16 protein-coding genes are annotated in these 18,901 nt (G+C 73.0%); 9 read left to right on the top strand and 7 right to left on the bottom strand.

The window, feature by feature from the left end:
• Positions 1–24: 24 nt before the first annotated feature.
• The 5 genes from HNR67_RS26170 to HNR67_RS26150 all read left to right on the top strand — a co-directional run bounded on the left by HNR67_RS26170 (position 25) and on the right by HNR67_RS26150 (position 3,309).
• The gene (locus tag HNR67_RS26170; RefSeq protein WP_185004869.1) at positions 25–387 is read left to right on the top strand and encodes a WXG100 family type VII secretion target; all 363 of its coding nucleotides are present in this window, start codon (positions 25–27) and stop codon (positions 385–387) included.
• An 11-nt stretch (positions 388–398) separates the two neighbouring features.
• Positions 399–734, top strand: a complete 336-nt coding sequence (locus HNR67_RS26165; protein ID WP_185004868.1) for a hypothetical protein — start codon at positions 399–401, stop codon at positions 732–734.
• A gap of 113 nt (positions 735–847) precedes the next feature.
• Positions 848–1,213, top strand: coding sequence for a hypothetical protein (locus HNR67_RS26160; RefSeq protein WP_185004867.1), 366 nt, complete (start codon positions 848–850; stop codon positions 1,211–1,213).
• A gap of 5 nt (positions 1,214–1,218) precedes the next feature.
• The gene (locus HNR67_RS26155) at positions 1,219–2,439 is read left to right on the top strand and encodes a WXG100 family type VII secretion target (protein ID WP_312988075.1); all 1,221 of its coding nucleotides are present in this window, start codon (positions 1,219–1,221) and stop codon (positions 2,437–2,439) included.
• Between the two features lie 12 nt (positions 2,440–2,451).
• Complete coding sequence (locus HNR67_RS26150; RefSeq protein ID WP_185004866.1) at positions 2,452–3,309, top strand: hypothetical protein; 858 nt, start codon at positions 2,452–2,454, stop codon at positions 3,307–3,309.
• Here HNR67_RS26150 and HNR67_RS26145 read toward each other — a convergent pair.
• From HNR67_RS26145 to eccB, 5 genes are read right to left on the bottom strand one after another with little or no spacing between them, the layout of a single operon-like run.
• Complete coding sequence (locus HNR67_RS26145) at positions 3,290–3,946, bottom strand: hypothetical protein (protein WP_185004865.1); 657 nt, start codon at positions 3,944–3,946, stop codon at positions 3,290–3,292. The genes HNR67_RS26150 and HNR67_RS26145 overlap by 20 nt on opposite strands.
• Before the next feature lie 45 nt (positions 3,947–3,991).
• Positions 3,992–5,101: a S8 family serine peptidase gene (locus tag HNR67_RS26140; RefSeq protein ID WP_185004864.1), complete on the bottom strand. Its 1,110-nt coding sequence runs from the start codon at positions 5,099–5,101 to the stop codon at positions 3,992–3,994.
• Complete coding sequence (locus tag HNR67_RS26135) at positions 5,098–6,387, bottom strand: sensor histidine kinase (RefSeq protein WP_185004863.1); 1,290 nt, start codon at positions 6,385–6,387, stop codon at positions 5,098–5,100. The genes HNR67_RS26140 and HNR67_RS26135 overlap by 4 nt, the downstream gene beginning before the upstream one ends.
• Positions 6,387–7,049, bottom strand: a complete 663-nt coding sequence (locus HNR67_RS26130) for a LuxR C-terminal-related transcriptional regulator (RefSeq protein WP_185004862.1) — start codon at positions 7,047–7,049, stop codon at positions 6,387–6,389. Before HNR67_RS26130 ends, HNR67_RS26135 begins: the two co-directional genes overlap by 1 nt.
• Complete coding sequence (gene eccB / locus HNR67_RS26125) at positions 7,046–8,446, bottom strand: type VII secretion protein EccB (protein ID WP_185004861.1); 1,401 nt, start codon at positions 8,444–8,446, stop codon at positions 7,046–7,048. Before eccB ends, HNR67_RS26130 begins: the two co-directional genes overlap by 4 nt.
• Positions 8,447–8,572: 126 nt before the next feature.
• Between eccB and HNR67_RS26120 the strand changes: the two genes are divergently transcribed.
• Positions 8,573–9,676: a type VII secretion protein EccE gene (locus HNR67_RS26120; protein WP_185004860.1), complete on the top strand. Its 1,104-nt coding sequence runs from the start codon at positions 8,573–8,575 to the stop codon at positions 9,674–9,676.
• Positions 9,677–10,048: 372 nt separating this feature from the next.
• Here HNR67_RS26120 and recD2 read toward each other — a convergent pair whose 3' ends face one another.
• The gene (recD2, locus tag HNR67_RS26115) at positions 10,049–12,277 is read right to left on the bottom strand and encodes an SF1B family DNA helicase RecD2 (RefSeq protein WP_185004859.1); all 2,229 of its coding nucleotides are present in this window, start codon (positions 12,275–12,277) and stop codon (positions 10,049–10,051) included.
• A 90-nt stretch (positions 12,278–12,367) separates the two neighbouring features.
• Here recD2 and HNR67_RS26110 point away from each other — a divergent pair, with 90 nt between their 5' ends.
• The gene (locus HNR67_RS26110; protein ID WP_185004858.1) at positions 12,368–15,580 is read left to right on the top strand and encodes a BTAD domain-containing putative transcriptional regulator; all 3,213 of its coding nucleotides are present in this window, start codon (positions 12,368–12,370) and stop codon (positions 15,578–15,580) included.
• Here HNR67_RS26110 and HNR67_RS26105 read toward each other — a convergent pair.
• Entirely contained in the window at positions 15,564–16,520 is a 957-nt protein-coding gene (locus HNR67_RS26105; protein ID WP_185004857.1) for an Lrp/AsnC family transcriptional regulator, read from the bottom strand. The genes HNR67_RS26110 and HNR67_RS26105 overlap by 17 nt on opposite strands.
• Positions 16,521–16,651: 131 nt before the next feature.
• Here HNR67_RS26105 and HNR67_RS26100 point away from each other — a divergent pair, with 131 nt between their 5' ends.
• Positions 16,652–18,178: a carboxylesterase/lipase family protein gene (locus HNR67_RS26100; protein WP_185004856.1), complete on the top strand. Its 1,527-nt coding sequence runs from the start codon at positions 16,652–16,654 to the stop codon at positions 18,176–18,178.
• Positions 18,179–18,214: 36 nt separating this feature from the next.
• On the top strand, positions 18,215–18,859 hold the full coding sequence (locus tag HNR67_RS26095) for an MBL fold metallo-hydrolase (protein ID WP_185004855.1): 645 nt from the start codon (positions 18,215–18,217) through the stop codon (positions 18,857–18,859).
• Positions 18,860–18,901 lie beyond the last annotated feature (42 nt).

The following is an 18,901-nucleotide window of genomic DNA, read 5'->3' as shown; positions in this document are numbered from 1 at the left end:
TGAATGAGAGGAGGTGGTTCGCCCATGGCCGGTCCCGGCTTTGAGGCAGATGCCGCCGCGATGACCAAGGCGATCAGCGGCTTCCACCAGTCCGCCACCGCCACCAAGTCCACCATGTCGGGTCTCCAGAGCGACCTTGGCTGGGCACTGAGCAACAGCTACCAGGGCAACCAGGCCGCGGCCTTCCAGCAGCTGCACACCACGCTGCAGGACAAGATGGCCAAGGCCACCGGCGCCCTGGACCGCATGTCCAGCCTGATGACCGACGTCAGCCGGAACTACAACACCGGTGACAGCAACGCCACCGACGACATCAACAAGGTGGCCAGCGCCGCGACCAACAGCGCGGCCGGATCGGTCTTCAACCGCCTCGCCGGCGGGGCCTGAACCCGGAGAGGATGCAGACGCCAATGCACACCCAGGGCAACGGCGGAGACGTCGTCTCCGTCAACTTCAGCCAGCTCGCCAACAGCTCGGAGTCGCTCAGCAACCGCGCCAACGCGCTGGAGCGGCACATGCACGAGCTGGACGGCTCCCTCGCCTACCTGCGCAACACCTGGTACCAGTCCGGCAGCGCCGCCGGCGCGCAGGCCCAGCAGGCCGAGAACGACCTGCGGGCCGCGATCGGCGAGATGGTCGCGGTCATCCGCAACTTCTCCGCCAACACCGGCAAGGCCATGACCGACCAGATGGCCATGGAACGCACCAACGCCAACCTGTTCCCCGGCGGCTGATTCAGGCCCCCGCCTGCCGCCCGGCGCCCCTGTCCAGGGCAGACCCGGATTCTTCACCCTGGACAGGGGTTGGCGGGCCGCGTGAGAACCGACAGCAATCGAAGGGGGCAGGGGTGAGCACCGAGAACAACTCCTTCGCCGTGCACCTGGCGTCGCTGGTGGACTTCGCCCGCGAGCTGGGCACCCAGCTCACCGGCATGTCCCAGCCGCTGGCGCACCTGGGCGGACTGGCCGAACGCGAGGTCCAGCTAGGCGCGTTCAGCGAGGCCAGCACCCTGGGCACGCAGCACCTGGCGGCCGCGGAGGAGATGCACGCGCTGCTGGGCCGGGCCGGGCAGGCCATCGACTTCGCCGAGGACGTCACGCACACCATCGCCGATGCCTACCGGCGACTCGACCAGCAGGCGGGCCAGTCGCTGCTGAACCTGGGCAACGTGCTGCACATCAACGATCCGCGCACCGATCCCGGGAGGATGTGAGACCCGTGGAGATCGTCAACGCCGGACCGACCGACTTCGCCCGCTACAGCCATCGCCAGCTCTACGACATGCTGCACGCAGGCGCGCCCAAGACCATGCGCGCGGCCGCGGACTCCTGGGACGCGGTGGGTTCCCGGCTGCACGAGCAGGCGGGCAACCTCGAACAGCAGCTGTCCCGGTTCCGGCACCAGTGGCGTGGTGGCGCGGCCGAGCAGTACCAGGCGATGATCACCGACCTGGCCGCAGGGCTGCGCCGCACCGCCGAGGCCTCGCACGCCATGCGCAACCTGGCGCACGATTCGGCCGAGGCGCTCATCCGCGCCCAGGCCACCATGCCGCCGCCCACCGAGGTCCCCGAGGTCTCCGCGGCGACCCTGCGCATGGCCGGCACGCCGATCCAGCTCGGCCCCGGCACCTCCCCCGAACTCGCCGCCCGCGTGGCCACGCAGCAGGCCGAGGCGGTCGCGGCGGTGCGTCAGCAGCAGCAGGCCGCCCAGGTGGCCAACGCCAACCACGCGCGCGCGGTGCTCATCATGGAGGACCTGGCCAACCGCTACCGGGTCGCCCAGGCCTCCATCCCGGACTCCCCCGCCGGTCAGGTCCCTTCCGGGAACCCCGGCGCCGATCACCCCGGCTCGGGTGCGACGCAGACCCGGCAGCCGCTGTTCGGCGGCATGTTCACCTCCGGTCTGGCGGCCGCCTCGGCCGCGGCGGCGGGCCGGTTCGCCGGGACGCTGCCCAAGATCCCGGACTGGGCGAAGAAGCCCGACCCGCAGACCGGTCTCCCCGCACCCGGCGCGGGTGCGGAGGCGGCCAAGCTCGGCGCGGGCGGCGCGGCGGGAGGCGCTGGACTCGGCGCCGGTCTAGGCAAGATCGGCGGCGGCGGGGGCGGCCTCGGCAAGGTCCCCGGCGCCGGTGGCCAGGGCCCGCAGGCCGCGGCCGGACTCGCCGGCGCGGTCGGCGCGGCCGCGGCAGCGCGTGGCATCGCCGGTGCGATGGGCGCGGCGGCGGCCGGTGCGGCGCAGGGCATGGGCAGCGGCATGCCGATGATGCCCATGATGCCGATGGGCGGCGGGCAGGGCGGCGATATGGGCGGTGGCCGCCGGATCCCGCCGTGGCTGGTGGAGACCGAGGACGTGTGGGGCGAATCCTCGGTGATCACCCCGCAGGTGATCGGCGAGGAACCCGAGAACCGTCCCGACCCACCCTCGTCCTTCCGCTACTAGGAGGTCCCGGCGATGACCAACCCCGTCGTTGATCGCCTCACCGATCAGCAGATCGCCCAGCACGCCTACGACGCCGGGTTCCGTGGCGACCAGCTCAACACCGCGGTCGCGGTCGCGCTGGCCGAGTCCAGCGGCCGGCCAGGGGCGCAGGGCGACCTCACCCTGCAGAACGCGACCTGGGGCCCGTCGGTGGGGCTGTGGCAGATCCGCTCGCTCAACCCCGGCCGCGGCACCGCCCTGGAACAGACCCAGCGGGACCGGGTCGCCAACCTGGACCCGGCCACCAACGCGACCAACGCCTTCGCGATCTCCAACAACGGCAACAACTTCGGGGCCTGGTCGACCTTCACCAACGGCGACTACCAGCGCTACCTCGACCGCGCCCGGACCGCCTCCGGCCTGGTCACCGGCACCCCGGTCCAGCCGGTCCAGCAGACCGAACCGGCCCCCGCGCCGGCACCGGCCGCACCAGTCCCGGCTCCGGCCCCAGCCCCCGCCCGGCCACCGGCCGCGGCTCCGGCACGGGGTGGCAGCGGACAGTCCTTCCACGCCAGCGGCGGCACCCTCGGGCCACTGGCCCAGAAGCTGCACGCCGCCGCGGCCGATCTGCGCACGCTGCGCGGCACCCTGACCGCCGCCCCGCTACCGGCTGACGCCTTCGGGCAGATCGCCGAGTCCGGCCAGGCCGCCCAGTCGCACACCGCGACGCTGAACCGCCTGGCCGGGATCCTCGGGGAGTCGGCGGAGGAGATCGACCGCACCGGCACCAACGTGACCACGGCGCGGGAGAACTACCTGCGCCAGGACCGCCACCACGCCGATCAGTACCGCAAGCTGATCCTGGACCTGTTCACCCGCGATCCGCGCTGATCCGCGTGTACGGCCGCCAGGCAGGGGTCCCGGTCTGCGCCGCCTGCTGGGCCGTGTCACTGAGCCGTGGGTCGCGGTCGGCGAGGGCCTGCCAGTAGCGGCGGCCGTCGGCGGTGAACTCCGCCAGGGGCACCGGGGTGCCGTCGGCGCGCAGCACGGTCAGCTCCTCGAAGGTGACGGTGCCCTCGATGCAGTAGCCGCCGTCGGCGCGGCCGCACTCGTTGAACCAGTACAGCTCACGCGACCCGGGCTCGGGTCCACAGTGGACGGTGAGGCTGGGTTCGGCAGGCCAGTCCGCGGTCAGCGAGGGCTCGTCCAGGAACCGCCACCCGTACAGCTGCCCCGACCAGGTCAGTCCGGCGAAGAACTCCTCCACCGCGGCCAGATCCGCCAGGGGCAGCGCCGGTCCGAAACCGCCGTCGGGCAGGGACTCGCGCAGCAGCACCCGCACCAGGGCGGGCGCGTTCAGCCGCAGGATCCGCCGGGCGTCCGGGTCGAGCGGCCCGGTCTCCGGCAGGGCCAGCACGTGCAGCAGCAGATCGCACCAGGCCGCCGAGGGCCCGATCCGCAGACCGAGCACATCGGACTCGTTGAGCGCTGTCTCCACGGCCGTCCTGGCCTGTTCGTCCCACCGCATCGGGCCATCCTCCGGCACCGGCGCGGTGGCCGCTAACCAATTCGCCTAACCAATCCGCCAGCCGCGGGCCCGGCCACGTCGCGCCGCCGCGGTGGCCACCACCGCGACACCCGCCGCCAGCACCCCCAGCACGGCCAGGGCCCCGGCCAGCCGATCCTGCCTGGGTGTCCGCGCCGGTCCGGCCGCGATCACCACGGTGGGTTTGGGTCCGGCGCTGGGCCGCTCCCCCACCACCGGCGCGGCGATGCCCTCGGGCAGTTCCGCGGTGACCGCCGAGTAGGCGTCGAGGACACCCCAGCCCAGCAGCGGATCGTGCGCCCCGCCCGCGCCGCTGGCGGTGACCAGCAACCGGGTCCGCACCTGTTCGACGGTCAGCTCCGACCGGTAACCGCGCACCAGCGCCGCCGCCCCGGCCACATAGGCCACCGCGAACGCGGGCGCGCCCACACCCCAGCGGTGCCCTCGGCCACCGGCGGACACGCTGACCAGGTCGGACCCTGGCGCGGCAAGGGAAATGTGCTCGCCACCCTCCGCCGACACCGGCGACCCGTTCGCGTCGATCCCACCCACGGCCAGCACACCCGGCAGCGCACCGGGGTAGGTGCGGCTGCCCGGCTTGTCCCCCGCGGCCGAGGCCACCACGACCACGTTGCGGGAGAAGGCGTTGCGCACCGCGGCCGACAGCGCGCCACTGCCACTGGCCGAGGGGCTCACCACCGCGATCACCGTCGCGCCGCCCTCGACCGCCCGGTTGATCCCGGCGGCCAGGGAGTCCGGATCGCCCAGCGGCACACGCACCGAGAGCACCTGGCTGCCCGGGGCGATCCCGGCGAAGGTGGTGCCCGGATCCGTTGGCGCGGCGATGATCCCGGCCGCGAACGTGCCCCGCCCGTCGCAGTCGCTCTGCGCTTCCCGCACCCGCCCGGCAAGCTGACCGGCCGACTCCACCCCACCGGGGGCGACCACGGCGATGCGCTGTCCTGCCCCGTCGGTCAGCGGCCACACCCGCTCGGCCCCGATCAGGCGCTGCGCCCAGTTCACCGGGCCCGTGTAGTTCCCGGCCGGGGCCGCGCACTGCTGGGCCGCCGCGACGGGCGTGAACCCGAAGGCGCACAACGCGCACACCGCCACCAGCGCGGCGGACCGGCGGCTCATCGCGGCACCCACAACGTCACCCTGGTGCCACCGGAGGGCCGCGAGTCCACCTTGGCCGTGCCGCCGACCTCACCCAGCCGCGCGGTGATCGACTCCCGGATGCCGAACCCGGCCGGCCGGTCGGCCAGGTCGAACCCGGTGCCGTAGTCCCGGGTGGTCACCGCGATCCCGCCATCCCGTTCCTCCACCCGCACCACGACCTCACCGCCGCCACCGTGTTTGACCGAGTTCCGCAGCGCCTCCCTGGTGGCGTCCCTGATCGCCGCCCGCCGCACCTGGGTGAGGGAGTCGTTGATCTCCGAGAGCACCAGCCGCGCCCGCAACCCGTCCCCGGCCATGTCGGCGACCAGTTCGGCCAGGTCCTCGCTCAACCGCACCGCCGCCGCACCCACTCCCGGGCGTTCCAGGTTGCGCCGCAACCGGGCCGCCTCCCGCCGGGCCAGCTGCCGCAGCTCGGACAACGTCTCCGCCGCCCGGCTCGCGTCGGCCGGGGTGGCCATGGCCATGACCTCCAGGGCCTGCAACACGGTGTCGTGGATCTGCCGGGCCCCGCGCACCCGCTCGGCGTCCCGGCCGCGGATGATGCCGACCGAGATCGCCAGGCGCACCGCGAGCCCGACGTAGAACAGCAGACAGGCGCCCACCACCACGGCGAGCAGGAAGTCGACGGCCCAGCCGGCGGCCACGGTCCACTCCCCCGGCGGCAGCAACAGCATCGCGCCCAGCACCGCCACCGCGGCCCCGAACACCACCCCGCGCAGCACCGTCCACAGGAACACCAGGCCCAGGAAGTAGGCGCCCACCACGGTGATCGCGTCCCGGAACACCGGCCCCGGACTGAGCAGCCACACCCCGAGCACCGCGCTCATGCCGAGGGCCAGATCAGCCCACAGCGCCGCGTGCACGGCTTCCTTGCGCATGCCGCTGTGGACCACGAACCGCACCGCCACGGCCACGTTCAGCCCGAGCGCCACCACGGTGAACACCGCGACCGGCCAGGCGGCCGCGATCCCCTGGCGGGCCAGCACGATCACCCCCAGCAACGGCAGCCCGACCAGGCGGGCCAGCACCGCCACCAGCAGCACATAGCGGGCCGAACGGGTGAGCACGCTCTCCACCGGCGGCCGGCAGTAGGAGCCCACCATCAGCCACATCCGCTCCGCACCGGACATCCCGGCCGGGTCGACGACCTGCTCGACCCGGTCCTCCGGCGGCGCGGCCACCGTGTGCATCCCGCTGAGCATCAGTCCGGACAGGTAGGTCGAGATACCGACGGCCGGCGCCATCAGCTACGGCCCGCCCAGTCCGTCGGCGTGCTGTGCGCCAGCCCCTCCTCGATCGCGTACCGGGTCAGCTCCGGCCGCCGACGGCAACCGGTCTTGTCCCGGATCCGGTCCAGGTAGGACCGCACGGTGCGCACGCTGATCGCCATCGCCTCGGCGATGTCCTGATCCCGCTCCCCCGCGGCCAGCAACGCCAGCACCTGACGTTCCCGCACCGACAACTCGATCACCGGCCCGTTGTTGCGATCCCGGGAGGCGTTCAGCACGTAGGACGCCAGGATCGGCGAGACGTAACTGTTCCCGGCCGCGATCTCGCGCACCGCACGTAAAATCTCATCCCCGTCACTGTCCTTGGACAGATACCCCCTGGCCCCGGCCGCGATCGCGCCCAGCACCTCCGACTGCCCGGCATGCGCCGAGACCACCAGCACCCGGTGCCCCATGCCGACCACCTCCATCACCGCGGCCGCGTCCCGCACCCCCGGCAACTTCAGGTCCAGCACCACCACCGAACCCGATCCGGTGCGCCGGGCGGCGAACTGCGCCACCGACTCCGCGATCCCGTCCACCTCGATATCGGGGGCGTCCGCGAGCACCCTGGCCACCGCGGCCCGGTACAGCGGGTGATCCTCGATCACCCCGACCCTGATCGGCTCCCTGTTCACCGTGCCATCACCTCCTGCGCCCTGGCGCGGTCGAGGACGGGCCCGGTCCGGAACAACGCCAGCACACTCGCCGGCACCGGTTGCCGGGCCACCGCCCCATACCCCAACGCCTGCACCGATTCCCCACCTGTGATCGGAAACTTCCAGCCCGCATCGGTCACCAGGAACACCGCGCCGGAGGAGGCCCCCGGCGCGGGCTGGTCGGCCACCAGCGCGCCCGCCCCACCGGGCACCTGCGCCACATCGGCCACCCGGCCCCGCTCGTCCACAGTGGACGGCGCGGTCGAGCTGTCGCCGTAGGTCAGTTTCGCCCCGGTGGCCGCGAAATCCGTCGCGCACACCGTCCGCGGCAACCCGCCGAGGGACACCGGTTCCGGCCGCCGCGACGGATACCCGGTCGGCTCCCGCTCCGCCGGGGTCTCCGCCCGCGGCGCCTCGGCCAGCTCGGCCGCGGGCACCGCCAGCACCCTGGCGCGCCGGTCCGGATAGGCCGCGGCGTTGCCCGGCGCGGCCAGCACCAGCCGCGCCTCGGTCTCACTCACCGGCGAGAGCCCGTCGGCGCGCACCAGGTAGAAGCCGTCCGCGACCCCCTCGGCCTGCAGCACCTGCCCCACCCTGGTGTCCACAGTGCCCAGTCGCGGCCCCGGCGCACCGGCCTGCCGCACCGCGACCACCGCCAGATCCCGGCCCACCGGCACCGTGTTCAGCCAGTTGCGCGCCACCGGCAACGCCTGCACCGGCTCGTAGCCCAGCGCCGAGGCGGCCCGGTCATCGGCCAGTCTGAACCGGTGCCCACCGGTGAGCAGGAACCGTTCCCCGCCGCCCAGCCGCACCAGAAGTCCTTGTCCCGCACCCAGTTCCCGGCCACCCGGGGACCGTCCGATCGAGACACTCGACCCCGGCTCCACGTTCGCGGGCAGATCGGTCGAGCCCCGCGAGCAGGTCGTCCACGGCCCGCTCAGCAACCGTCCGGACTCCGGCAACGAGTCCGGCGCCCCCGGGATGCCCACGGTGGCCCCGCGCGGCAGGTCCGCCAGGGTCTTGGCAGGCACCGTCACCGTGCGATCCCCGTTGCCCCCGGACAACAGCCGGGCCGAGGCGAAGTTGAGCACCGGGTGCAGCACATCGCCCTCACCCAGCACGAACCGGGCGCCGGTCTCCTTCTCCACGATCACCTGGCCGCCCTGTTTCCACTCCGCGGCCCGTGCCGGGCTGAGCACGCCGATGATCCCGAACACCGCGGTGACCAGCAGCGCCACCGCCAGTCCGAGCACCGTGCCCAGCAACAGCCGCCTGCTCGGCGACACCGGGTGATTGGCGTCCCCGGCCACCAGCGCGGACACCAGTCGCCTGCGCAGGAACTGGTAAGCCTGCACCTGGTCTTTCTGCGTCCACACCGCCGTTGCCCCCTCGCGCCATTCTCTGCTGGGCCATACTATCGATCACCACTGACACTTCCTGTGGTTCGTTGGCCGGAATCCTTGTGCCGCAAGGCTTTCCCAAACTCTCGGTGGTGCATGCGGATGAGCGATCTCTCGACCGGTCGGCGGGGACGGGTGGTGCCCTTGGGCGCGGGCACAATTGCCGTGGTGGAAATCGCGGCGTTGGCCGTGCTGGCCACCGCGGTCCCCTTCGGACCGGTGAGCATCGCCGCCATCACCGTCGCAACCCTCGCCCTCGCCGTTACCCTGCTCCGCTTCCGCGGCCTGCCGCCGTACCGCTGGGCAGCCCTCTACCTGCGCTTCCTCCGGCGCAGGCCCCGGTTGGCCGCCCGCGAGGCGGCCACCCCGCTGCGGGCGCTGTTACCCGACCTGTCCGTGCATACCCAGGTGGACCGGGCGGGCAACAGGGTAGGAGTGGCAAGCGTTGAGGCAGACGCCTCTTTCTGCACGATGGTGCGGATCGCGCCGGCGGCGCACCCTACGCCGGATGCGCTGATCCGATTGCTGCGAGAGGTCTACGAGCGTTCCGACATCCGGCTCAGCAGCGCCCAGCTGGTGGTGTGGGCCCTGCCCGGCCTGCCCGCCCGCACCGGCGCGGCGACCCCGATCCGGGTGCACTGGCTGTCCCTGCGCTACCGCCCCGCCGAGGCCCCACTGGCCGCGCTGGCCCGCGGCGGCGGCCAGGAAGGCAGCAGGCGCGCGGTGGCCAGTGCCGCCCACCGCCTGGTCAGCCGCCTCGCCGAAGCCGGCTACCCGGCCACCGTCCTGGACACCCTGGAACTGCACCAGGAACTCCTGGTCGCCGTCGGCGCCGACCCCGAGGTCGTCTCCGGCCCGCTCGCCCACGACGGCACCGCCCGCCACCGCGTCACCGAGACCTGGCGCGACGTCTCGGTAGGCCGCCTCCGCCAGGCCTGCTTCGTCCCCAAGGACCCGGCCGACGCGATCGCCTTGCTCGGCCGCTGCGCCCCGGAGGCGATGTTCACCTGCACCTCCTACACCCTGTCCCGCACCGCCCGCGGTGATCTGGTCGCCCAGGCCAGGGCGCGGGTCGGGGTGGCGGCTGGTGGGTTGTGGCTGAGTCCGCAGCGGGCCTCGCAGAGTCTGGGCGTGCCGGTGGTGCCGGTGGACGGGCGGCAGGACGAACACACCATCGCCACTCTGCCGCTCGCGCTGACGCCGTAACCGGGCCGGGGCTCGGGGAGAGGGCGGGACAGGCCACGCGGGTCGTCGAGGTCAGCGACCACGCCCGGGGCGCAGCACCCGGATAGTGCAGCCCGGGTGTCGCCTCTCCCAGCAACTCCCTCCCCTGTCCACGCCCTTTCTCCTCTGGCGCCATCTGCTCGCTCCCCTCATCGCCCCTCTCGCCGCCCCCTCGGTCACTTTCCCCGTCCCGCCTGTCTGCCTCTTCAGGCTCACCGCCCCTCCCTGCCGCTCTCGATTTTCCTCCCATCCATTTGCTTTCAGTTGCCACTGACGCAATCGAGATACCCAACAAAACAAAGCCCAGCACCCCACCACCAACTCACCAACCCGATTCGCGTTGCCGCTCAACGCCTAAGCGGAGCCCAGCCCCCGCAGCCGCCAGCCCAGCGCCGTATGCCGCCGCCCGGCCCCCACCGTCCGCACCGCCTGCCCGATCGCCCGCCGCGACCCCACCAGCACCACGATCCGCTTGGCCCGCGTCACCGCCGTGTACAGCAGATTCCGCTGCAACATCAGCCAGGAACCCGTCGTCAGCGGAACCACCACCACCGGATACTCACTGCCCTGACTCCGGTGGATGGTCACCGCGTACGCGTGCGTCAGCTCGTCCAGTTCCCCGAACTCGTAGTCGACGTCCTCGTCCTCATCGGTACGCACGGTCAGCTTCTGCTCGTCGTTGTCCAGGGCCACCACCACACCCAGGGTGCCGTTGAACACGCCGTTGGCGCCCTTGTCGTAGTTGTTGCGGATCTGGGTGACCTTGTCCCCCACCCGGAACACCCGCCCGCCGAAGCGCCGCTCCGGCACCTCCGGGCGGCTGGGTGTCAACGCCTCCTGCAACACCAGGTTCAACGCCCCCGCCCCCGCCGGTCCGCGGTGCATCGGTGCGAGCACCTGCACATCCCGCCGCGGGTTCACCCCGAACTTCTTCGGCAGCCGCCGCGCCACCACATCGACCGTCAGTTCCGCGGCCGCCTCGGCCTCCTCCACCGGGAACAGGAAGAAGTCGTCCAGGCCGTCGGTGATCGGCTGCTCGCCGGCGTTGATCCGGTGCGCGTTGCTCACCACCCCGGACTGTTGCGCCTGCCGGAAAACCTGGGTCAGCCGCACGTGCGGGATCGGACTGTCCACGGCCAGGAGATCGCGCAGCACCTCCCCCGCGCCCACCGACGGCAACTGGTCCACATCGCCGACCAGCAGCAGGTGCGCGCCCGGCCCGATCGCCTTGACCAACTTGTTGGCCAGCAACAGATCCAGCATGGACGCCTCGTCCACCACGACCAGGTCCGCGGGCAGTGGACGGTCCCGGTCGTAGGCCGCGTCGCCGCCGGGCCGCAGTTCCAGCAACCGGTGCACGGTCGCGGCCGGATGCCCGGTCAACTCGGTCAGCCGTTTCGCCGCCCGGCCGGTGGGCGCCGCCAGGACCACCCTGGCGTTCTTGGCCCTGGCCAGGGACACGATGGAGCGCACGGTGAAGCTCTTGCCGCAGCCGGGTCCGCCGGTGAGCACCGCGACCTTCTCGGTCAGCGCGAGCTTGACCGCCTCCTCCTGGGCCCCGGCGAGTTCGGTGTCGTTCTGCCGCCGCAACCAGGCCAGCGCCTTGGTCCAGTCCACCGTGGCGAACTCCGGCATCCGGTCGTCCCCGGTGCGCAGCAGCCGCAACAGCGCGGCGGCCAGGCTGATTTCCGCGCGGTGGAAGGGAACCAGGTAGATCGCGCCCACCGGCGCCGCCTCGTCCTCCCCCGGCACCTGTTCGCGGACCACGCCTTCCTCGGCGATGAGTTCGGCCAGGCAGTCGATCACCAGGCCGGTGTCCACCTGCAGGATCTTGATGGCCTCACTGATGAGTTCCTGTTCGGGCAGGAAGCAGTTGCCGTTGCCGGTGGCCTCGGACAGGGTGAACTGCAGACCGGCCTTGACCCGTTGCGGGCTGTCGTGCGGGATGCCGACGGATTTGGCGATGGTGTCGGCGGTGCGGAACCCGATCCCCCACACGTCGGTGGCCAGCCGGTATGGCTCGGTGCGCACCACCTCGATGGATTTCTCCATGTACTGCTTGTAGATCCGCACCGCCAGGGAGGTGGACACGCCAACGCCTTGCAGGAAGATCATCACTTCCTTGATGGCCTTCTGTTCCTCCCAGGCGGCCGCGATCAGCTTGGTGCGCTTGGGTCCGAGCTTGGGCACCTCGATGAGCCGCTGCGGGTTCTGCTCGATCACGTCCAGGGCGTCCACCCCGAAATGGGTGACGATCCGGTCGGCCAGCACCGGCCCGATGCCCTTGATCAGCCCGGAACCCAGGTAGCGCCGGATGCCCTGGATGGTCGCGGGCAGCACCGTCGTGTAGTCCTCGACGTGGAACTGTTTGCCGTACTGGGGATGCGAGCCCCACCGCCCGCGCATCCGCAACGACTCCCCCGGCTGCGCGCCGAGCAACGCGCCCACCACGGTCAGCAGGTCGTTGGCGCCGCGCCCGGTGTCCACCCTGGCCACGGTGTAGCCGGTTTCCTCGTTGGCGAAGGTGATCCGTTCCAGGACGCCTTCCAGGACCGCGTGCCGGACGGGTTCGCCGCCGTTCATCCCCGCCACCCCTCGCCGTGTGCCCGCCGGGACAACACCTATCACAGCCCCGGCTGGCCCGAGGGCACGGTGGGCGGGCAGCATTGCCGGGTGGCTGGCACGCGGTGGGTATCGGCGATTCGCGCGGCCCGGTTACGCCTGGGACTCACCCAGGAGGAGCTGGCCGCGCGGGCCGGGGTGAGCGTGCGCACCGTGCGCGGGGTGGAGCAGGGCGCGGTGCGGGATCCGCGCGGGGACACCCTGCGCAGGCTGGCCGCGGCGGTCGGCCTGCCCGGCCCGGATCAGCCCGCGACCGGCGACCTGCGGATCGGCGTGCTCGGGCCGTTGCTGCTGCGGCACGGCACGGTGCTGCTGGACTCCGCCGCCGCCATGCCCCGGCTGCTGCTCGGCCTGCTCGCCTTACGCGCCGGCCAGGTGGTCAGCCACGCCGAGATCACCCACGCGCTGTGGGGCGCCCGCCCGCCGGAGTCGCGGCAGAGCCTGGTGCACACCTACCTGAGCCGGTTGCGCAAACAGCTGCCCGCGGCCGATCGCGATCGCCTGATCACCCTCCAGGGCGGCTACCTGCTCAACCCCGGCCCCGGTCAGCTCGACCTGCTCGAGTTCACCGAGGGCCTGGCCCGCGCGGAGGCCGCCGAGCCGGTGACCGCGCTCGCCGAGTACGACCGGGCCCTGGGCCTGTGGCGCGGCCCGGTGCTGGCCGACCTGCCCGGCAGACTGCGCGAACACCCCGACGCGGTCGCGCTGGGCCACCGCCGCGTCACCGCCGCGGTGGCCCACGGCGGACTGGCCGTGCGGCTGGGCAGGCACGAACAGGCCGTGCGCGTGCTGCGCCCACTCGCCGCCGAACACCCACTGCACGAGGACCTCCATGCCGTGCTGCTGCTCGCCCTGGCCGGCTCCGGCAGGCAGGCCGCCGCGCTGGAGGTCTTCGCCGCCATCCGGGACCGCCTGGGCCACGACCTCGACGTGCGCCCCGGCGCCGCCCTGCGCGAGGCGCACCTGCGGGTGCTGCGCGGGGACATCCCGGCCGCGCACAGCGGACTCACCGCCCTGCTCACCCCCGCCCAGCCCCGGCCGGCGCAGCTGCCGCCCGCCCTCGGCGGGTTCACCGGCCGCGCCACCGCACTGGCCCAGCTCGCCGAGCTGCCACCGGGCAGCGAACCGATCCTGCTCACCGGCACCGCCGGGGTCGGCAAGACCGCGCTCGCCGTGCACTGGGCGCACCGGATCCGCGGTGAGTTCCCCGACGGCCAGCTCTACCTCGACCTGCTCGGCCACTCCCCCGGCAACCCGCTGTCCGCACTGCTCGCCCTGGAGCGGCTGCTGCGCGGACTCGGCGTGCCCGCCGAACGGGTGCCCACCGAACCCGACTCCGCCGCCGCCCTCTACCGCACCCTGCTGGCCGAGCGGAACATCCTGGTGCTGCTGGACAACGTGCGCGATGAGACCCAGCTGCGCCCGCTGCTGGCCGACGGACCCGGCGCGCAGGTGCTGATCACCAGCCGGGCCCGCCTCTCCGGGGTGCGCGTCATCGAACTCGACGTCCTCGACGACACCGAAGCGCACGAACTGCTCGCCGCGAGCATCGGCGCGGAACGCCTCGCCGCCGAACCCCAGGCCGCCGCCGAACTGATCACCGCCTGCGCCCGGCTGCCCCTGGCCCTGCGGATCACCGCCGCGCACCTGGCCGCCCGCCCCACCTGGCCACTGGCCGAGGTCGTCGGCGAACTGCGCGGCGAGGACCGGCTCAGCGCACTGGAGATCGGCGAGGACGAACTCAGCGGGGTGCGCGCCGCCTTCGACTCCTCCTACCTCGACCAGGACCCGCCCACCCGCGCGGTGTTCCGGCTGCTCGGCATCGCACCCCTGACCGACTTCACCGCCGCGGCGGTGGCCGCGCTGACCGGACTCGCGGTCACCGAGGCCGCCGCCGCGCTGGACCGGCTCAGCACCGCACACCTGGTCCGCCCGCACACCGGGCGCCGCTACACCCTGCACGACCTGCTGCGCGACTACGCCGCCGAACGCGCCACCGCCGAACTCTCCCCCGCCGAACTGGCCGCGGCGCGCACCCGGCTGCACGGCTGGTACGTCCAGACCACCGAGACCGCGGCGCAGGAGCTGTACGGCCGCTGGCGACGGCTGGCCACCGAACCGGCGCCACCGGTCCCGCCCGCGATGGGTTTCGCCGACCACCGCCCGGCCACCGCCTGGCTGGACGCCGAGATCGGCAACCTCACCGCACTCATCGCGCACGCCGCCGAACACGGCCCGCGCCCGGCCACCTGGCGGCTGCTCGCGGTGCTGCGCAACTACTTCCTGCTCCGCCCCGGCACCGCCGACCTGCCCGCGGCCACCGCCACCCTGGCCGCCGCGCAGGCCGAGGGCGACCTGGTCGGGCAGGTCGTGGCCTACCTGGGCCTGGCCGACGCGGTCCGGTACCGGCAGCGCGGCGACGAGGCGGGCCAGCTGTACCGGCGGGCCCTGGACCTGCACGCCCAGGCCGGGCTGACCGTGGGCGCGGCCGCGATCCGCACCGACATCGGCTCCTACGGCCTGCGCGGGCACGGTGTCCCGGCGATCAAGGCCAACGAACTGGCCAACCTGGCCCGGCACCGGGCCGAACAACACGACCCGATCTCCGAGATCACCACCCTCAGCGCCCTGGTCGCCACCAGCCTCGACCTGGGCGAACCCCAGGAGGCCAGGCGCTACCAGCGGGCGGCCGAGGCTTTGGCCCGGCGGCCGGACGTGCCCGCGCACAACCCGTGGGTGCGCTACCTGCTCGGCGCGCACAACCGGATGCTGGGCCGCCCCGACCTGGCCGACCTCCAGCTCCGGCACGCCCTGGTGGTCACCCGCGAGGTCCGCGCGGACTGGGCCGAGCGCTACATCCTGGCCGAACTGGCCGAGGTGCGGATGAGCACCGGCCACTACACCGAGGCACTGGGCCTGGCCAGGCAATCCCTGGAACTGGCCCGCCGCTGCGCCGACACCAGGGCCGAGTCCGCCTCCCTGGTCGTGCTCGGCCAGGCGCACACCCGGCTCGGCCGGATCGAGGAGGCGCTGCGCTGCCTGCACCTGGCCCGGCAGCGCTACCGCGCCGACGGCGACAACTTCGGCGAACTGGAGACCCTGCTCCCGCTCGCCGACGCCTGGGCCGCCCGCGATCCCCGCGCGGCCCGCGCCTGTGCCAGGGCCGCGCACACCCTGGCCGCCCGGATGCTGCACCGGCGGGGCCGGGAACAGGCCCAGGCCAGGCTCACCGCCCTCGCCCCGCGGCTCACGCCGAGTGGCTGACCCCGGCCCGCCGGACCACGTGCAGCACCGGGGTCACGTCCACGCCGGTGATCTCCGGCAGTGCGCCCAGGGTGCCGGTGAGCAGGTCGTAGAGGTCCTCGCCGTGCCGGCACACCACCGATACCAGGAGGTTGCTCGGGCCGCTGGTGGTGGCGGCCATCCGGGTGGCCGGGTGCGCGGCGAGCACCCTGGCCACCTTGCCGAGTCCGGCTGGCTGGATGGTCAGCCACAGCAGGGCTTCCAGGTGGTAGCCGAGCAGCCGCGGGTCGACCTCGGTGGTGATGGCGATCGCGCCCTCGCGCAGCAGGGCGTCCACCTTGCGGCGGGCGGTGGACTCCGAGACGCTGCTGTGCCGGGCGAGTTCGGTGAACCCCATCCGCCCGTCCCTGACCAGCAACGCGGTCAGCCGCCGGTCCACCTCGTCCAGGGTGGGCAGCGGCCGCCGTGCCGGCAACGGCCGCACCTCGCCCAGCCGGGCCCTCTCCTCGGCGGAGAGCAGTGGGGCCTGCCAGCCCAGCGCGTCCGGGAAGATCCACAGCAGCCGCCGGGTCTGCCAGGAGTCGATCGAGGAGGTCTTGGGCAGTTCCTTGAGCAGCAACAGTTTCAGCCGATCCGGGCTGCTCACCCACAGCGTCGCGGCGATCTCGTCACCGCCCTCCAGGATCAGCACCTGCCAGGCCTCGGGCAGCGCGGCCAGCGCCTCGGCCACCGGCGGGGTGCGGCCGGGACGGCAGCGGATGCGCAGTGCCAGCCCGGTCAGGTCGGGGTCGAGCACCGGGTTGCGGATCGCGGTCACCCGCACCGTCCCCCCGGCCAGCAACGGCGCCAGCCGCCGGGTGACGGTGCGCTCGGACACCCCGACCGCCGCCGCGACACCCGACCAGGTGGCCCGCCCGTTCACCTGCAGCGCCGCGACCAGTCTTCTGTCAAGATCATCCATCTGCGTTCGCCGGTTCTCGTCGACTGGGGCCGCCTCTGCGCGGGATTTCGTCGTTTCAGCCTACGGGACGACCGGTTCCAGGCAACTCCGCGCTGAAGTGGAGGGCGAACACCAGGATCGAGGAGGCCGAAGTGGCAGAGCTGAACAGGCGGATGGCGCTGGGACTGGCCGGCGGCGCGATGCTGACCGCCGCGGTGCCGGGGGTGGCCGCGGCGGCCGATACGGACGTGGTCGCGAGCACCCCGCTCGGCAGGCTGCGCGGGACGCGCGCCGGGGAGATCACGGTGTGGCGCGGCATCCGCTACGCCGAGGCCCCCACCGGGGAACACCGGTTCACCGCCCCCCGCCCGGTCCAGCCCTGGAGCGGGATCAAGGACGCCACCGAGTTCGGCGCGGCCGCCCTCCAGCTGGCCGGACCACCCCGCCCGCCGGGTCCGCAGAGCGAGGACTGCCTGTTCCTCAACGTCTACTCCCGCGGCACCAGGGGCCGCCGCCCGGTGGTGGTGTGGATCCACGGCGGCGCGTTCACCAGCGGTGCGGGCAGCGACTACGACGGCACGGTCTTCGCCGAGCGCAACGACATCGTGCTGGTGACGATCAACTACCGCCTGCACGCCTTCGGCTACCTGCACCTGTCCGGCCGCCCCGGCTCCGGCAACGCCGCGCTACTGGACCAGATCGAGGCGCTGCGCTGGATCCGCCGCTGTATCAACGGTTTCGGCGGCGACCCCCGCAACGTCACGGTCATGGGCGAGTCCGCGGGTGCGATGTCCATCGGCAGCCTGCTCGGCGCACCCGCCGCGACCGGCCTGTTCCGCCGCGCGGTGCTGCAAAGCGGCGGCGCCCGCCCGCACTTCACCCCCGAGCAGGCCCAACGGACCACCGACTACGTGCTCAAACAACTCGGCATCCCCGGCCAGGACTCCCCCAAGCTGTTCACCGTGCCCGCCGCCGACCTCCTCGCCGCGGCCGCCGCCGCCAACCAGGCCCCCGAGCTGAACGGCGAGGTCTTCCACCAGGTCCTCGACGGCCGCGTACTGCCCACCCACCCGCTGCGCCGGCTCTCCCCCGCCGTCGACCTCATGATCGGCACCTGCCGCGACGAGTCCAAGCAACTGGCCCAGATCTTCCCGCTCTTCGCCACCGGCATGGAGACCAAGCTCAAGTCGGTCGTCGGCGACACCCGCTTCGCCGAAATCCAGGCCGCCTACCGCACACACAGCCCAGCAGGCCGCGACCCGCGCCTGGACCTGGTCAGCGACACCTTCGTCGGCCTCCCGTCGATCTGGCTGGCCGAAGCCGCCCACCGCGCGGGCGCCACCGCCTGGACCTACCGCTTCGACTACGCCGACGCCTCCCCCCTGGGCCCGGTGCACGCCTCCGACCTGGCCTTCACCTTCGGCAAGGTCAACCAGGCCCAACTACACCCCCAGGCCAACCTCAAGTTCGCCCAACGCCTGGCCACCCAGCTCAACGACTCCCTGTGCGCCTTCGCCCGCACCGGCGACCCCCGCCTGCCCGACCTCCCCCGCTGGCGCCCGTTCGAACCCGGCGCCCGCGACACCATGATCTTCACCCGTCATCCGTATGTCCGACAGGATCGGGTGACCGCCGAGATCCGCACCGCCTGGACCGGCGTGCCACCCACGGCTTTCTGATCGCCAACTACACAGCCCGGCTGTAGAGTTGCGGGTATGCGACTCACCAAGTACGGCCACGCCTGCGTCCGGGTCGAGCACGAGGGCGAGACCATCGTGCTCGACCCCGGCGCCTTCACCGAACCCGAGGCACTCACCGGCGCCACCGCCGTGCTGATCACCCACGAGCACTTCGACCACTTCGACGGCGACCGCCTGCGCCAGGCCCTGGAAACCGACCCGGCACTGCGGGTGTGGACAACGGACTCGGTCGCGGCCCAGCTCACCGGGCTGGGCGGGCGGGTCACCGCGGTCGGGCACGGCGACCGGTTCGACATCGGCGCGGTCGAGGTCGAGGTGCACGGCAGCTGGCACGCCGAGATCCACCCGGACCTGCCCCTGGTCCGCAACAGCGGGTTCCTGCTCGGCGGCACGGTCTTCCACCCCGGCGACGCGCTCACCGTGCCCGAACGGCCGGTGGACACCCTGCTGCTGCCGTTGCACGCGCCCTGGTCCCGGGTCGCGCACCTGATCGACTACGTGCGCTCGGTCAAGCCACGCCAGGCCTACCAGGTGCACGACGTGCTGCTCAGCGACACCGGCCGCGCCCTGACCAGCAGCATGCTCGGCGAACGCGGCCCTGGCACCGGCGCGCCGCTGACCCTGCTGGCCACCGGTGAGAGTGTCGAACTGCCTGCCTGATCCCGGCGGTGATCATCGCGACGGATACGCTGCGTCCGGTGA

It is taken from the genome of Crossiella cryophila, from assembly GCF_014204915.1.
GTDB classification, from domain to species: Bacteria; Actinomycetota; Actinomycetes; order Mycobacteriales; family Pseudonocardiaceae; genus Crossiella; species Crossiella cryophila.
The sequence above is the reverse complement of the archived record's forward strand: the minus strand, read 5'-3'. Positions and strand labels throughout refer to the sequence as shown.

Excerpts from the sequence above, each read along its gene's own strand:
- HNR67_RS26170 (WP_185004869.1), top strand. The coding sequence starts at position 25 with ATGGCCGGTCCCGGCTTTGAGGCAGATGCCGCCGCGATGACCAAGGCG.
- HNR67_RS26165 (WP_185004868.1), top strand. The coding sequence starts at position 399 with ATGCAGACGCCAATGCACACCCAGGGCAACGGCGGAGACGTCGTCTCC.
- HNR67_RS26150 (WP_185004866.1), top strand. The coding sequence starts at position 2,452 with ATGACCAACCCCGTCGTTGATCGCCTCACCGATCAGCAGATCGCCCAG.
- HNR67_RS26145 (WP_185004865.1), bottom strand. The coding sequence starts at position 3,946 with ATGCGGTGGGACGAACAGGCCAGGACGGCCGTGGAGACAGCGCTCAAC.
- HNR67_RS26140 (WP_185004864.1), bottom strand. The coding sequence starts at position 5,101 with ATGAGCCGCCGGTCCGCCGCGCTGGTGGCGGTGTGCGCGTTGTGCGCC.
- HNR67_RS26135 (WP_185004863.1), bottom strand. The coding sequence starts at position 6,387 with ATGGCGCCGGCCGTCGGTATCTCGACCTACCTGTCCGGACTGATGCTC.
- HNR67_RS26120 (WP_185004860.1), top strand. The coding sequence starts at position 8,573 with ATGAGCGATCTCTCGACCGGTCGGCGGGGACGGGTGGTGCCCTTGGGC.
- recD2 (WP_185004859.1), bottom strand. The coding sequence starts at position 12,277 with ATGAACGGCGGCGAACCCGTCCGGCACGCGGTCCTGGAAGGCGTCCTG.
- HNR67_RS26105 (WP_185004857.1), bottom strand. The coding sequence starts at position 16,520 with ATGGATGATCTTGACAGAAGACTGGTCGCGGCGCTGCAGGTGAACGGG.
- HNR67_RS26095 (WP_185004855.1), top strand. The coding sequence starts at position 18,215 with ATGCGACTCACCAAGTACGGCCACGCCTGCGTCCGGGTCGAGCACGAG.